The 15,420-nt window shown below is 61.7% G+C and carries 14 protein-coding genes and 1 pseudogene; 3 read left to right on the forward strand and 12 right to left on the reverse strand.

Translation table 11 applies throughout. The features are described 5' to 3' along the window. Nucleotide 1: 1 nt before the first annotated feature. The 3 genes from GJT30_13350 to GJT30_13360 form a co-directional block, all read right to left on the reverse strand. Entirely contained in the window at nt 2-685 is a 684-nt protein-coding gene (locus GJT30_13350; protein MSM40595.1) for an ATP-binding cassette domain-containing protein, read from the reverse strand. A gap of 19 nt (nt 686-704) precedes the next feature. Beyond that, nucleotides 705-1,931, reverse strand: a complete 1,227-nt coding sequence (locus GJT30_13355; GenBank protein MSM40596.1) for an efflux RND transporter periplasmic adaptor subunit — start codon at nt 1,929-1,931, stop codon at nt 705-707. Between the two features lie 338 nt (nt 1,932-2,269). Next, nucleotides 2,270-3,397, reverse strand: a complete 1,128-nt coding sequence (locus GJT30_13360; GenBank protein ID MSM40597.1) for a DUF362 domain-containing protein — start codon at nt 3,395-3,397, stop codon at nt 2,270-2,272. Between the two features lie 114 nt (nt 3,398-3,511). Between GJT30_13360 and GJT30_13365 the strand changes: the two genes are divergently transcribed. Genes GJT30_13365 through xerC form a run of 3 tightly spaced genes read left to right on the forward strand, consistent with a single transcriptional unit; the run spans nt 3,512 to nt 5,455 of the window. Then, nucleotides 3,512-3,817, forward strand: a complete 306-nt coding sequence (locus GJT30_13365) for an MTH1187 family thiamine-binding protein (GenBank protein ID MSM40598.1) — start codon at nt 3,512-3,514, stop codon at nt 3,815-3,817. After that, the gene (locus GJT30_13370) at nt 3,807-4,565 is read left to right on the forward strand and encodes a response regulator (protein ID MSM40599.1); all 759 of its coding nucleotides are present in this window, start codon (nt 3,807-3,809) and stop codon (nt 4,563-4,565) included. Before GJT30_13365 ends, GJT30_13370 begins: the two co-directional genes overlap by 11 nt. A gap of 5 nt (nt 4,566-4,570) precedes the next feature. Further along, nucleotides 4,571-5,455, forward strand: a complete 885-nt coding sequence (xerC, locus tag GJT30_13375) for a tyrosine recombinase XerC (protein MSM40600.1) — start codon at nt 4,571-4,573, stop codon at nt 5,453-5,455. A gap of 24 nt (nt 5,456-5,479) precedes the next feature. On the opposite strand, the gene GJT30_13380 is transcribed toward xerC, so the two are convergent. From GJT30_13380 to GJT30_13420, 9 genes and pseudogenes are all read right to left on the reverse strand, one after another. Further along, on the reverse strand, nt 5,480-6,940 hold the full coding sequence (locus tag GJT30_13380) for a Ni/Fe hydrogenase subunit alpha (GenBank protein MSM40601.1): 1,461 nt from the start codon (nt 6,938-6,940) through the stop codon (nt 5,480-5,482). Further along, a complete protein-coding gene (locus GJT30_13385; protein MSM40602.1) occupies nt 6,941-7,936 on the reverse strand; it encodes an oxidoreductase in 996 nt (331 codons plus the stop codon). It abuts the gene before it with no gap. Next, nucleotides 7,933-8,343, reverse strand: a complete 411-nt coding sequence (locus GJT30_13390) for a hydrogenase iron-sulfur subunit (GenBank protein ID MSM40603.1) — start codon at nt 8,341-8,343, stop codon at nt 7,933-7,935. The genes GJT30_13385 and GJT30_13390 overlap by 4 nt, the downstream gene beginning before the upstream one ends. Then, nucleotides 8,340-10,166, reverse strand: coding sequence for an FAD-dependent oxidoreductase (locus tag GJT30_13395; protein MSM40604.1), 1,827 nt, complete (start codon nt 10,164-10,166; stop codon nt 8,340-8,342). The genes GJT30_13390 and GJT30_13395 overlap by 4 nt, the downstream gene beginning before the upstream one ends. Next, on the reverse strand, nt 10,163-11,410 hold the full coding sequence (locus GJT30_13400; protein MSM40605.1) for an FAD-dependent oxidoreductase: 1,248 nt from the start codon (nt 11,408-11,410) through the stop codon (nt 10,163-10,165). Before GJT30_13400 ends, GJT30_13395 begins: the two co-directional genes overlap by 4 nt. Nucleotides 11,411-11,528: 118 nt before the next feature. Continuing rightward, nucleotides 11,529-13,115, reverse strand: a complete 1,587-nt coding sequence (locus tag GJT30_13405; protein MSM40606.1) for an acetyl-CoA hydrolase — start codon at nt 13,113-13,115, stop codon at nt 11,529-11,531. Between the two features lie 205 nt (nt 13,116-13,320). Beyond that, nucleotides 13,321-14,049, reverse strand: coding sequence for a 4'-phosphopantetheinyl transferase superfamily protein (locus tag GJT30_13410; protein ID MSM40607.1), 729 nt, complete (start codon nt 14,047-14,049; stop codon nt 13,321-13,323). A 77-nt stretch (nt 14,050-14,126) separates the two neighbouring features. Then, nucleotides 14,127-15,029, reverse strand: a pseudogene (locus GJT30_13415) (hypothetical protein). Between the two features lie 200 nt (nt 15,030-15,229). After that, on the reverse strand, nt 15,230-15,420 hold a 191-nt coding region (locus GJT30_13420), incomplete at its 5' end, for a hypothetical protein (protein MSM40608.1).

The following is a 15,420-nucleotide window of genomic DNA, read 5'->3' on the forward strand; positions in this document are numbered from 1 at the left end:
GCTAGGCTCGGGTGTCTGCGATGATGCTGCCGTCGCGGAAGGTGATCCGCCGGGCAGCATGGGCAGCTACATCAGGTTCATGCGTGACCATGATGATGGTGATGCCGTTCCGGTTGAGTTCATTGAACAGATTCATGATCTCCTCGCTGGTGGCACTGTCGAGATTCCCCGTCGGCTCATCGGCGAGTATGACCGCTGGCGAGTTCACCAGTGCCCGTGCAATGGCGACGCGCTGTTGCTGCCCCCCGGAGAGCTGGCTCGGATGGTTGTTTTCCTTGCCGTTGAGGCCGACGTGTTCCATGGCGGCCAGTGCTCTCTGTCGGCGTTCCTTTGCCGGAACCTTTGCGTAGACGAGCGGGAGCTCGACATTCTCCACAGCCGGTGTGCGAGACAGCAGATTGAATCCCTGGAAGACAAAGCCGAGTTTGCTGTTGCGGATGTCGGCCAACTGGTCGTGGTTCATGGAGCCCACATCCACTCCGTCCAGCCGGTATTCCCCGGTAGTCGGGCGGTCGAGGCAGCCGAGGATATTCATGCAGGTTGATTTGCCGCTGCCCGATGCCCCCATGATGGCGACAAATTCCCCTGCGGAAACGCTGAAGGATACCCCTTTCAGCGCTTCGAACTGCTGGTCCCCCATCGTGAAAACGCGACGGATATCTGTTAATGAAATGACTGAATCCACGTGCTGCCTTCCTCTGCTGTCAATGAGGCCGTGGCCCCATCGGTGAGCCTCCCATTGCGGCGCCCGATTTCTTTTTCGTGTCTCCGCCCAGTTGTTCGATGATGACTTCGTCACCCTCTTTCAGGGCGCCTTCCACGAGTTCGATGCTGCTGTTGTTGCCGATGCCGGTTTTTATCGATACGGCTATCGGCTTGTTCTCTTTCAGGACATATACCTGCAGCCCCTTGTCTTTGCGTCCCGGTTTTCCACCCTGCTGTTGTAATGAGGCAGACTTTTTCTCTTTCTGTTCTTCACCTTTTATCTTGGGCTTGAAACGCAGGGCCGCTGGCGGGAGTTTCAGCGCGTCCACCTTTTTCCCGACCTCAATGGAGACATTGGCGGTCATGCCGGGTTTGAGTTTCAATTCTTTGTTGTCGACGTTGATCACGACAACGTAGGTGACGACGTTTTGGGTAACCACGGGCGCACTGCGAACCTGGACGACCTTTCCGACAAAGGACTGCTCGGGATAGGCATCCACGGTGAACGTCGTATCCTGGCCGACCCTGACGCGGCTGATATCGGCCTCGTCGACGCTGGTCTCGATCTGCATCTTGGTGAGATCCTGGGCGATGGTGAACAGGGTAGGGGTCTGGAAGGAAGCGGCCACTGTCTGGCCGACATCGACGGCTCGGGAGATGACGATTCCGTCGACGGGAGAGCGGATGACGGAGTAGCGGAGATTGGTCCTGGCCTGGAGCAGGGCTCCTTTTGTCTGGGCAACGCTTCCCTCGGTTGCCTTGATCGATGCCTTGGCTGAAAGGTAGGCGGTTTCCGCCACGTCGTAATCCCCCTGGGAAATGATCCCGTCAGCCAGCAGTTTCTTGTTGCGTGTCAGGGTCCGCTCGGCATCTGCAAGGGTCACCTTTGCCTTCAGAAGGTTTGCCTCGGCATTCAATGCATTGCCTCTGGCCTGTTCGACCGCGGCATTGAACAGGGACGGATCTATCTCTGCAATGGCCTGACCCTTGCGCACTCTGGAGTTGTAATCCGCGTAGAGCTTCTGGATGGTTCCCGACACCTGGGTTCCCACCTGCACCGTGGTAACAGCGCTCAGGTTCCCGGTTGCCGCTACCGTGGCTACGATGGTCCCCCGTTCCAGCTTGGCCGTGCGGTACGATATCTCCGGATTCCTGTTTTTGACAAAATAGAAGCCGATTCCGGCTATGAGTGCAAGAACGACGGCGATTACAGCGATTTTCTTCATGGTACCCTCTATGGGAAAGGACGATATATCTGAATTCCGTCAGGAAGTTTAGTACAAAGAAAGGAGCGATGCGAGGAATATTTATGCTGACCGTGCGCACAGAAAAAGCCCCCTGTATAAGAAACCAGGGGGCCTCTGGTGCATGCCCACCACACTGAAGCGGTGGGCTAACTAGGGCAACCCTCCTTGCAGCGGGTTACCGGGCGAAGCATATAGATTTGTGTCCACATCAGAGCCGGTTCTCCTTTCCGGGAATTCCCCCTGGTCTAAATTCCTCGAGGATGATTCTATGATAATCATTCCTTTTTGATTGTCAACCTGCTGGGTGCCAAATTTGTTTATAGGCATTTCTTGATGCACTTCAGGAGAGCGCCTTCCCGGACGGTCAGGGCTGCGTCAGGGCAGAGTTCGCGGCAGCAGAAGCAGCGAATGCAGCTGTGGTAGTCGATGACGAGCTTCCCATCCTTCAGGGTGATGGCCCCGGGAGGGCAGGCGTCGCGGCAGATTCCGCACAGGCGGCACTTGCCGGGGATGGCGACGGGACGGGAGGTCAAGTGCTGCCTGAGGCGGTTCTTGAGGAACGAGGGGAGACCGAACTGGACGTCGGAGATATGGGGGAGCCGGAACCCCTGCACCCTGACCTCGTCGAGGGGCGCCCCTGCCAGTGTGATGGTGGCACGGTCGGTGCCTGGAATGCCGAGCCGCTCGGCGGCCCGCTCCACATAGCGGAGTTTGTGCGGGATGCCGATGATGTCCGCGGCCACGACATCGACCGCCAGCGCATTGACCCCTGCCAGCAGGCATCCCACCTGGCGCGGGTCGCCGCTGCCCGGCCCGTCTCCTTCCATGGCGGTTATGGCGTCGACAATGGTGAGGTCGGGGGGGCGCAACTGGTGGATCTCCACCAGCATCCGGGCGAACAGCTCCCGGTCGGCGCCGGCCTTCAGGTGCCAGGCCGCCTTGGCGGTCCCGACTACGGCCCCGAACAGGTTCTTGACGCCGCAGGTGATGGTCATCATCTCGTGGGTTTTCAGCTTGGGCAGATTGATGACCCGGTCGGCCTCCAGGTAGGGGGCTGCCAGGGCAATCCGCTTGAAGGTCCCGCTGCCGGCGACTTCCCTCGGCTCGGTGAACTCGACCAGTTCGGTACCGGTCTCTTCGAGCACGGCAAGTATGCCGGATTTTTCCGCCACGCGCCTGAGGCCGCCCACTCCTGGCGAATCGCCGACAATGGGGATGCCCCCGGCTTCCCGGACCAGGCGGATCACCTCGCGAACAATCGCCGGGTGGGTGGTCACGGCCCGTTCGGGCAGTTTGGCGGACAACAGGTTCGGTTTCAGCAGCACCCGTTCGCCCGGTCGGACAGATGCGGCCATCCCCCCCAGGGGGGCCAGCAGTGCGCCAAGGGCCGCACGGATCGAGTCTGTGTCATAACTGTCTGCTTTTACAATGGTTACGGTCTGCATGGCAAAACTATAGAATCCACACTTTCATTAGTCAAAGTTTTTCAGGTTTCGAGTGGCAAAGCAGGTGGTTTTCTGATAAAGGATTCTTATAATATAATCATGAGGAGGTCGTGCATGGCTGTGGTCGAAGTGAGCATCACCCCTCTCGGGACCGGCGAGGCAGGGGTCTCCCGTTTCGTGGCCGGCTGCGTCTCCATTGTCAGGGATTCAGGCCTTGCGTACCAGCTCACTCCCATGGGAACCATCATCGAAGGGGAGTTGGACAGCATCCTGGCCGTGATCCGCCGCATGCACGAGTCCCCCTTTGCCGCCGGTGCGCAGCGGGTGTCGACGCTGATCAAGATCGACGACCGGCGCGACCGGGCAGAGCACACCATGCAGGGTAAGGTCAGTTCCGTGGAGGCGCGCCTTGCGCACTGACGGCGACGGACTCGCCGCTGTCCCTGCAATCCCCAAGATCCTCCTGGTGGATGATGTCCAACTCTTCCTGGAGATCGAAAAGGGGTTTCTGGAGAGCTCGCCCGTCCAGATACTGACGGCGCGCAACGGTGAAGAGGCCCTGGAGGTCATCCGTCGCGAACTCCCATCCCTGGTGGTCATGGATATCAACATGCCCCGGTTGGACGGCATAACCTGCTGCTCGATCATCAAGGCCGATCCAGCGCTCGCCGCGATCCCGGTCATCATGGTCACCAATGCCGGCCGTGCCGACGATGTCCGGCAGAGCTGGCGGGCCGGGTGCGACGATTTCCTGGAAAAGCCGGTAAATGGAAGGGTCTTCCTGGAAAAGACCCACCGTTTCCTGCAGGTCATCGAGCGGCGCAAGAGAAGGGTCGCCTTTGACCGGGAGGTAATGCTGCAGATGGCGGGCCAGGAGATTGGTGCCCTGGCCGTGGATCTCAGCTACAACGGCGTCTATGTGGCAACCGTCCTCGATCTGCCTGTGGATGCGGAGCTTCTGCTCTCGTTCAGCCTGCTGGATGCCGCCTCCCCGCGCATCATCGCCCGCAGCCGGGTGGCCTGGCTGAACGTGGGAGGTGGGCGGAGGAAACAGAACTACCCCCCCGGAGTCGGGATCGAATTCCGCGAGATCATCGGCGAGGGGCTTGCCATGGTGCGCATGAACGAGTTGCGGGATTTCGTCGACCTGCACCGGGAAACGGGGTAGCCGCCATGCAGTCCGCCATCGAGCGCTTTCTTGTCTACCTCTCCTCCGAACGCAACGTTTCCCCCCATACCCTGACCGCCTACCGTACCGACCTGCACCAGTTTCTCGACTTCGTCCGCCAGGAACGGGGCGCTGCCGCGACTGCTGCAGCGGTGGATCACCTGCTGATCCGGCGCTATCTCGCCCGGCTCATGAAAGGGCAGATGCGTAGCACCATTGGCCGCAAGCTGGCAGCCATCCGCGCCTGCTACCGCTACCTTGTCCGCCAGGGGCTGGTGGAAAGGAACCCGGCAGAACTCGTCAGCACCCCCAAGCGGGAGAAGCGGATTCCGTACCATCTCACCATCGACGAGGTGACCGCCCTGGTGGAGGCGCCGGATGGGCCGGAGACACTTTCCCTGCGCGACCGCGCGATCCTGGAGCTGCTCTATTCGTCGGGACTGCGCGTTTCGGAGCTGACCGGCCTGAATATCGCCAGTCTCGACCTGGACGGCGGGCTGGTGCGGGTGCTGGGCAAGGGGGGGAAGGAGCGGATCGTGCCGCTGGGGAGCCATGCCCTGCGCGCCCTCAATACCTACCTGGGTGCGCTGCCGGCCGCCACCCCGGACCGGGCGGTCTTCCTCAACTCCCGCGGTGGCAGGCTCACCCGCCGTAGCGTCGGCAGGATCGTGGATCGCCACATCCTGCGGCTCGCCACCATGAAGAAGATCTCCCCCCATACCCTGCGCCACACCTTCGCCACCCATCTCCTGGAAGGGGGCGTCGATCTCCGTGCCATCCAGGAACTGTTGGGGCACTCCTCCCTCTCCACTACCCAGAAATACACCCACGTCAACATCGACCGCCTGATGGAGGTCTACGACAAGGCCCATCCCAAGGCCAGGAAATAGGGGCGTCTCCGTACCATCGGTCCCTCAGCGCTTGAGCTGCATGATAATGTTGCCGTGGTGGTCGCGGATCTGCACGTTCAGCGGCATCGAGCCGGGGATGACGTGCGTGGCGCAGGAAAGGCAGGGGTCAAAGGCACGGAAGGCCATCTCAACCCGGTTGAGGAGACCTTCCCGGACCTCCCCTCCCCGGATGAACCGGCGGGCAGCCTTCTTGATGGCCAGGGAGATGGGACCGGCGTTGTTCTGGGTGGCGATGATCATGTTGATCGCGGTCAGGATACCCTTTTCGTCGGTCTGGTAGTCATGGAAGAGGATGCCGCGCGGCGCTTCGACGCAGCCGACCCCGTGGCCGATGAGATTGAAGTCCAGGTTTCGGAGATGGTGGCCGGTGAGGAGCGGGTCCGCGGCGATCTCCCGGTTCCGCTCGGCTGCCTGCAGGGCACAGATCAGGCGCGCCCAGTGGGTTGCCAGGGTCTGATGGACCGGCATGCCGCCGAAACAGTCTCTGAACTCCTCATAGGCCGCTTGGGCAAGGGGAGTGGCCATGGCGTTCGCAACATTCAGACGCGCCAGGGGGCCTACCTTGTAGAGCGGCGTATCATCGTGTTCCACAAGCCCCTGCCACCCGCGCGGCCGCAGATAGGTGGTCCGGATGAAACTCCATGGCTCCACCCGCTCGGCAATCCATTCACCATAGCTGTCCGGAGCGAAGCAACAGACCTCGTCCCCCCTCGGGCCGACGACCCTGACCTCCCCATCGTAAAAGGCGACGCGCTGTTCGTTGTCCGCCAATGCCATGGAGCAGGTCCGCACCCGGTAGGCCTCGTCTTCCAGGAGCGCCCGGTTTGTTGGATCGTCGAGCACCTTTTCACGGAAGATGGCGAGCGCCCTGCCGGCGAACTGCACGGTTTCCTCGGCCGTGGCAGAGATCCAGCGTCGCTCTTCCTCGGTGATCCCCCTGGGAACACCGCCGGGGAGCCCCCCTTCGGGGTGGGGAGCCTTGCCGAAGACGAGGCGGATGATGTCGCGATTTTTCCGCCGGATCTCGATCACCCTTCTGCCGAATGCACTGCCGAGCCGCTGGATGACCCCCATCAGATTCCGTTCGGCAGGGTCGGCGTCCGGTCCGCAGATGAAGTCCGGTGCGGCCAGGAAAAAGAAATGGAGGAAATGGTCGTCCACCAGTGAGGCGTTATACTCCAGTTCGCGGATCAAAAGGGCCGTGGCAGGGGGCTCGACCCCGTACAGGCGGTCCAGGGCCTTGGTGGCGGCCATGTGGTGGGCCGAGGGGCAGATGCCGCAGATGTTCGGCGCGATGCGGGTCATCTCCTCCGCCGGCCTCCCCAGGCAGAAGCGCTCGAATCCCCGCAGTTCCAGCACCTGCCAGAAGGCATCCGCCACATTTCCCTCTGCATCGAGGATAATTTCGATCCGGCCATGCCCTTCCAGCCGGGTTATGGGATCGATGGTGATCCGCTCTCCCATCTACTCCTCCTCATTGTCGTCGGCGCAGCTCTGTTCCCCCAGGATCGAGACCGGCTGGGTGAAGCGGCACCCGTAGCCGGCCGGGTCGGCGATGGCTTCCAGGAGCTCCCGGAGCTTCTCATCGTCTTCCGGGGCGATCAGGGCGGCCAGGGAGGAGAGGAACCGCGCACCGGCGTCGCGCACCCCCTCCACCGGGCCGAAGCAGCCCCGACAGGGAGTATTGGCGGCAAGGCAGGTCCCGCCGCACCCCCCCCGCGTGGCCGGTCCGAGGCAGATCACCCCTTTGGCGAGGAAACAGTCGGTCGGGTCGACCTCAACCTCGTGGCAGCGGTGGATGGTGCGGATTTCGAGCCGGGCCGGTTTCGATGCCGCGCGGGGGCAGCTGTCGCAAAGCGGTTTCTGTGGCGCCAGCGTGCTGCCGCGGTGGGGAAGCTTGCCGTTCAACAGGGCGCTGATAGCCCCCAGGAGCAGATCGACGGGGGGCGGGCAGCCGGGCAGGTAATAATCCACCTCGATCGACTGATGCAGGGCATGGACATGATCGTAGAAGCGGGGCAGGTGCAGTTCGGTGCCGTTCACCCGGCAGGTGGGTTGCGGGCGTTCCCCTTCGGGGTTGACCACGGTGGGGGCATCGCCATAGACCCAGGAGATGATCTCCCCTTTCTGTCGGAGATTGGCCAGCCCCGGTGTGCCGCCGAAGCAGGCGCAGGCACCGCAGGCCAGCACCAGGCGGGACTTTGCCCTGAGCAGCTCGGCCATCTCCCGGTGTTCGCTGTTCCTGACACATCCCGACATGATGGTCAATGCCAGTTCATTGTCGGCCAGGCTGCGGATACGGTCGTACTTGAAGTCCAGCACCGCGGGCCAGAGGACGATCTCGACCTTTTCTGCCAGCTCCAGCAGCGATCCACCGAGGTCGACGATGGCGCTGTCGCAGCCGCCACAGGCACCGAGCCAGTAGATGGCGATCTTTGCCTTTTTCCGGGCCGGGCTCATGCATCACCCCCCGGTGCCAAGGGTGCGTCGAGCTGCCCGAGCCTCCGGGCAAAGCCGGCCACGCGGGCAGAGATCGCTTCCCCGGAAGGGTCTCTGCCGAACTCGATCGCCAGCCGCTCCGGATCGATCCGGTGGGCAGCGAGAAGCTGTTTGAGCAACTGGACCCGCTTGTAAATCTGGAAATCGCCTTCGTGGTAATGGCACTCGCCACGGGGGCATGCCAGGATCAGTATGCCGTCTGCGCCGCTGCGAAACGCTTCGAGGATCTGTTCGGCCTCGATGGCCCCGCAGCAGGTTACTGGCAGCCAGTTGGCGACGGCCAGGGCGAGGCTCTCCCGGTCGCCCTGGTAGCCCCAGCCGAAATTGCAGGTGAAGACGATGATTGCGGGGTGACGTTCAGCCATCATGTGCCCTGTGGATTACTGCTCTCGGAGGTCTTTAGCCTCTTGAGCAGGGTGGCGAGCCGTTGCGACAGCCGCTCCCCGACCAGGCGGCGGGCAGCCGAAGGGCAGGCTGTGACGCAGAAACCGCACCCCCGGCAGAGGACCGGGTCGGTGACGCTCACGGTCCGCTCTCCTTTTACCGCCAGGGAGGCGGCGTTGAAGGGGCAGGCCGGGACACAGATGCCGCACCCGCTGCAGCGCCCTTCGTCGATCTCCACGCTAGGGATATCGTCCTGGATGCCGGCAACGATGCACGCCTTGCAGGAGATGCAGGGGCCGCAGGCAAGGCAGCGCCGCGCCTCGGCAATGGCCTCTGCCAGGGTGAATCCCTCCTCGAACAACCCGAAGTCCTGGCGCTGTTCCGGCGGAATCCAGGCAACGGCGGGCTCCGGCCGAAAGGAGTGCCGGTGGGGAGGGAGCGGCGAGACTGTGTCGCACGTCCGGCCCGACCGGAGATCTATCGCACGGATGAAGCGGTCGATGGACTCGGCGGCTTCCTTGCCGTCGCGAATCGCCTCGACCATGAAACCGATCTTCAGCATGTCTCCGCCCACAAAGACGTCGCTCTGCCGGGAGCTCTGCAGGGTGAGCGGATCGGCAACGAGCCTGCCGTTGTCGTCCAGCAGCCCCTCTTCCGCAAGGAACCGGCGTTCGGGACCCTGACCGACAGCGATGATCAGGATGTCGCCAGCCATCTCCAGTCTGTCTTCGGGATCGAACCGGGGATCGAACACGCAGTTGTCGTCATAGACCCTGGTACAGCGAGGTGCGACGATGCCGCGAAAGACGCCGTTTTCGCTCCGGATGGAACTGATGCCGCGGTCGTAGATGATTTCCACACCCTCTTCCCATGCCCCCCTGATCTCGGTCGGGTCGGCGGGTACGGCATCCCTGCAGTTGCGCGTTGCGCATTCCAGGCAGATCAGGGTGGTTGCCGCGCCCAGGCGCCGTGCGCTCCTGGCTGCATCGAACGCCACGTTGCCGCCGCCGACGACGATGACACGCCGGTCTCGGAAATAGCCGGCAGGGATGGCGTCGTGGGCCAGCTCATAGAGGAAGGAGTGCCCGTACATGACGCCGGCGAGCTGCTGGCCGGGGACGGTCGCGCCGGCATAGGTGAGGATGCGGGGGACAGGGCTTCCCGTGGCGACGAAGATCGCGGCAAAGCCTTGCCGCCGGAGGCGGTCCAGGGTGAGCTCCCCGGTGCCGGTCGGCGAGTCGCAGCTGACCTCGATCTGCGCGATCCGCACCAGGGCGGCAAGGGTTTCCTCCAGGGTCTCGTGGGGGAGGCGATAGCGGGGGATGAGCCAGAGAGCGCCCCCCAGGCGATCGCCCGCTTCGAAGACGGTGGGGCGATAACCGCGGCGGGAGAGTTCAAAGGCGGCCATGAGCCCTGCCGGCCCGCCGCCGATCACTGCCACGCGCTCCTTTTCGGGCCGGTTTGCGAAGGGAGGTCTCTCCATGAGCCGCTGCCGGTAGCTTTCGGCAACGAACCGCTTCAGGAGACGCCTGCGGATCGCCCCGCCGCTGTCGGCATACCAGCAGGCCAGTTCGCAGAGACCACAGACATAGGCACAGACGGTAAAGAGGGGATTCTGATCAAAGAGGTAGTCGCCTATCTCTACGAGGGCAGCCTGTGCCGCTGCCGGATCTTCGGGGAGCAGCGAGATGAGCACGTTGGTCCGCTGGATATCCTCGCGGATCGGGCACCTGGCCTGGCAAGGAGGGAGGAACTGGCGCAGGGCGGGTTCTACGCTGCTGGCATCCCTGTCAGGCTGCTTCTTCATTGCCGCATTGACTCCTGTTCGGTGATCAGCCTGACCTGGCGTTCGTGGAACCAGTAGTACCAGATCCAGTTCAACATGACGACCACCCGGTTGCGGAAACCGATGAGGTAATAGAGGTGCAGGAGCAGCCAGGCGATCCAGGCAGAATACCCCTTCAGCTTCATTCCCTGGGTTACGGCAACGGCTGCGCTCTTGCCGATGGTGGCCATGCTCCCCTTGTCGAAATAACGGAACGGTGGGGCGGGCTGCCCCTGCTCGCGGCACTTGATCGCCTTGCCGGCATGGATGCCCATCTGCATGGCCACCGGTGCGATCATCGGCAGTGGGGCACCGTCCTGTTCCAGGTAGGCCATGTCGCCGACGATGAAGACCTCCGGATGCCCCGGCAGGGAGAGATCCGCTTCCACCGGCACACGTCCGCCGGGTTTGAGCGGGATATCGAGGGCCTCTGCCAGCGGTGCCCCCTTCACCCCGGCCGACCAGAAGAGGGTGTGCGCCGGAATGATCGCGCCGTCGTGGAGGATCACCCGTTCGGGACCCGCGTCCACCACCCGTGCGTTGAACAGCACCTCAACCCCCATGCTGCGGAGTTTCTCCAGGGTGTAGGTCTGCAACTGGGCCGGCATGGCCGCCAGCAACCGGTCGAACGCCTCGACGACCACCACCCGTGCCGCTTGGACGCTCAATTCGGGATAATCCTTGACCAGGACGTAGCGGACCAGTTCGATGAGGGCACCGGCAAACTCGACCCCGGTGGGGCCGCCGCCTACAATGACGAAGGTCATGAGCGCCCGCCGTTTCGACGGGTCCGGCTCCACTACTGCCCGCTCGAAGGCGGTGAGGATATGGTTGCGCAGCCGCTCCGCATCGAGCAGCTTCTTCAGGTCGAAGGCATAGCGCTCCACGGTTTCCAGCCCGAAAAAGTTGGTGACGCTCCCTGCGCCGATCACCAGGTAGTCGTAGTCGATGGCGCCGCTATTGGTGAGTACCTGGCGGTTGGCAAAATCGATGGCGCTTACCTCGGCCAGATGGAATCTAGTGCCGCGCCAGTGCCGCGACATGGCCCGGATCGGGTAGGCGATGGATTCCTGCTCCAGCCCCGCCGTTGCCACCTGGTAGAGCAGCGGCTGAAAGAGATGATAGTTGTTCCGGTCGACAAGGGTAACTTCCAGCCCTTGATTTGCAAGCTCCCGGGCTGTCCTGATACCGCCGAATCCCATGCCGACGATGACTACGCGCTTCATGCAATCCTCCTGAGTTGAGGATACTCTCCTTTCCATCCCTCTGCAACCTCAGGGGGTGTTTACATAAAAAAACCCCGCCGGTTGCCCGGCGGGGTGGGAGTGCATGACCATGCGGGGATTATTCGCAGAGGTCGACTTTGATATCCCAGTTCTTGATTTTCATGGTGCCGTTCTGTGCCAGGTTGAGCTGCATCTTGAAGGCGCGGTCGAACAGCTGCGGCTCGTGGCCGATACCCTTGGCGATGGTCTCTTTCTTGGCCATTTCGAAGTAGTCGGTAAGGATCGGCTTGTATTCCGGGTGTGCGCACTTCTCGATGATCTTCTTGGCGCGGTCGCGCGGGCAGAGACCGCGGAGGTCGGCAAGGCCCTGCTCGGTAACCAGAACGTCGAGGTCATGCTCGGTGTGGTCGATGTGCGGTGCCTTCGGCACGACGCAGGTGATCCCGTTAGGGTCGGTCTTTGACGGACGGGTCGACGGGGAGTGCATGATCTTGATGTAACCGTTACGCAGGTAGTCGCCAGAGCCGCCGAGGCCGTTGATCATCCTGGTGCCGCCGACCAGCGTGGAGTTGGCGTGGGCATAGATGTCGAACTCGACCGGGGTGTTCATGGCGATACACCCGAGTCGACGGATCGGCTCAGGGGCGTTGGCGATGGAGAGCGGACGCAGAGTGATCTTGCTGAAATATTTTTCCCAGTTGTCGAAGAAGCGGGGGAAACCTGGGGTCTCGGAGAGGGACAGCGAGCAGGAGGAGGCGCAGAGCAGGTTGCCGCCGTCGAAGAAGTCGAGCATGGTGTCCTGGAGAACCTCGGTGTAGACCGACAGGTTGCGGAACGGACCCTTGGCCAGGCCGCCGATAACGGCGTTGGCGATGGAGCCGACGCCCGACTGCAGCGGCAGCAGGTTTTCAGGGAGACGCCCCATTTTGATTTCGTGCTGGAAGAACTCCATAATGTGGCCGGCAATGGCGTCGGAGGTGTCGTCCATCTCGGAGAAGGCACGCCCTTTGTCGCGGAGTTTTGACTCGACGATGGCAACGATTTTGTCCGGATCACACGGCACATAGGGGGTGCCGATGCGGCTGTCGGCTGCGGTGATCAGGAACGGAGCGCGGTGGGGCGGCTTCTGCTGCATATGGATGTCGTGCATCCCTTCGAAGGAGGGCTGTCCGGTGTTCACTTCGATGATGATCTTGTCGCACAGGGCGATTGCTTCGGCAACGATGCCGCAGGAGGTGGTCAGCGCCAGGCCGCAGTCTTCGGTGATGGCGGAGACTTCGATGATGCCGATGTCGTAACGGCCGTTCTCAGTATAGAAACCGTAGCTGATGTCCTGGGCGAAGTGACCGAGATGCTTGTCGCCCATCCGGATGCGTCCGGCGTTGATTCCCGCGGCGATGTTCTTGCCGGTCTGGTACGGCCAGCGGCGGTCGATCATGTCCAGTGTTGCCCAGCGGTCTTCGGTCTCAGCACCGACGGAGGCGCCGATGAAGAGGTTGAACTTCATCTTGCCCTGCAGGTTGTTTGCCTCGACATGATTAGCCAGGGCGATGGGAACCATTTTGGGATAGCCGGCCGGGGTGAAACCCGACCAGAGCAGGTTCTGCCCGGCCGAGAAGAACTTGATGGTGTCTTCAGCCTTACATACCTTGCTCAACAGGGACTTGCGACGGACGCGGCTTTCCAGTGTTCCGAATTCAGACATCTTCTACCTCCTGTTTTGTTGTGGTGTTTACAGCCAAGATCTTATGATCTTTGCTTTCACTGTCTCAACGACCTGTAGGCGGGCGTTCAGGTCGGAGTAAATTGTATTTTGTATACAGGAAAAGTAGAACCGGATTTTACGCAAGCACAGGAGGCAAGTCAAGATAAAAAAAGACTAAGAGTTGATACCCGGATGTGTCGAGTTTTCAGGCAAGGGGCCATCTGCGGACGAGGAGGGTTTTCATCTCGCGACAGGCGGCGAGCGCCCCGCGATAGCCGCCCGGCACGGCTATGTCGACGAGTTGCCAGCGGCCTGTTTCTTCAGGTGCGAGACGTTGGGCTGCCAGGGAGGGTGGCACACCGGGAAGGAGGGTTACGTCGAAGGCGTTGAGCGGGGTGGCAAGACCGGTCCCGATCGCTTTCAGGTAGGCTTCCTTGCGGGTCCAGCAGGCGTAAAAGGCATCCTCCTGCAGCTGCTCCGGCAGGTTGCGCAACTCTGCCGTTTCCCGGGCCGAAAAGAAGCGTTCGGCGAGTTTGAGCAGGGGGCGGCCGCGCCGGAGCTGTTCGATGTCGATACCGATCGCCTTATGCATGGTTACGGCAACAAGGGCGTACTCCCCGCTGTGGGAGAGGTTGAACTGGAGGAGGGTCTGCGGTGGATGACTCAGTAGCGGTTTGCCGTGCTGGCCATAACGGAATGCTATTTCTGTCGGTGCGCAGGAAAGGTATGAGGCGAGGATCTCACGTAACTGGCCGCGTGCGGCGATGAAGCGATCGCTGACCTTTTGGATGACGAAGCGGGAACAGCGGGACTGCTCGTCAGGGGAAAGGTTCTCTCGCAGAGCGGTGATGCGGTCGGCAGCAAGGTCGAGCGAAACGAGCCAGACATGCGCCGAATCATTCCCCGTCAGCTGGCATTGCGGTCCGTTGCTCATGGAGCTGCTGGCTGTGCTGCTGCCTGGCGAGGAGATGCCGATTGCGTGGTTTCGGGGAGTGCAGGAGCAGGAGCGAGGGCAGTCTGAACAGCTCTGGTCTCCAGGTCCTTGAGGAGATCGTCGTAAGCTGAAAGCGCCTTGATGCGGGGTGCGTCTTTTCTGACCGTATCGTCGAACGATTTCAGGCGATTGTTGAAGTTTCCCGCCTTGGACCTGAGATTGGCAATACTTTCGGCAAGATATCCCTTCTCCTTCTTCTCCGCATCGCCCCTCTTTATCATGGATTTCGCCTTGGCCCAGTATTCGTCGCTACTGCCGACGTAGTGCTGGAGGCTTTCCAGAAACGAGAGCGAGGAGCTGGAGAGTTCGGCCGTGGTGGTCAGCTTTGTCTGGACATCGTTCATTTCTTTCAATAACTGATTATCCGCAAACCGGGCCAGTTCCACCAGTTCCTTCTCCGCTGCGGGGGATTTCTCCAAGGCATCTGCCCTGACAATGAACTGCTGGGAGGTGATCAGGTAGCGGTTGACAGCCACGGATGCGGTGTTCAACGACAGGGTTGCCTGGGAGATGAATTTGGTAAACATGCCTGCCTGCCCCGCGTAGGGGATGGGAAGGACCCGTGCGAAATTGGCCGCCACCGATCCCGCCTCCAGATATTTGGCATACCCTGAAACATTGCCGGTCATCCACCTGACGTATCCTTCAAAGTCGGTCATGGCCTGGCGCTGAACCCGGATATCCGCCGAGATCTCCTTGATCCGCGTTGTCATGCGTTGCAGTAACTCATCCCTGGAGATGGCCGGCGGCAGGATGAGCCGTTCCTTGAGGATGGCGTTTTCCCTGGCCAGAGCAGTAAGTGTGTCGTCCTTTTGCCGGAGCTGGTCCTGGCAGGATGGTTGTCCGGGTTCGTCGGCCCGCACGGTGGAGGCGGCAAGGGTTATGGCGATTGCGAGGGAGGTAGCGAGGCAGCGGTACATGGTCTGCTCCTGACATAGGGGATCAGCCGGAGTATAGAGGATTCTTTCCTTGATCTCAAGGGTGCTTCGTCATGTGCAGGGAATCGGGGCGGTCAGTCGGGGGGAGTGCGTTTCCGGCGCTGCTCTGTCTGGCAAAGAAAACGGCCTGCGAAATCTCGCAGGCCGTATGGTTACCATTGCATAACAGCCACTCAGTGCTGTCAGTGGTCGATGGCCTTGGCCATGCCGATGCCGGTGTTCTGGCGGACGTAGATCTCGTCGAACATCTCTTCGGACTTGCGGCTCGGGAAGGCCAGGCAGGCGATGATGGCTGCCAGGAAGCCGATCGGGATCGAGAGGATGCCCGGGTTCTTCAGCGGGAAGAGCGGTGCATCCAGACCCAGCATGGACT

It is taken from the genome of Geobacter sp. (assembly GCA_009684525.1).
GTDB lineage: Bacteria > Desulfobacterota > Desulfuromonadia > Geobacterales > DSM-12255 > Geoanaerobacter.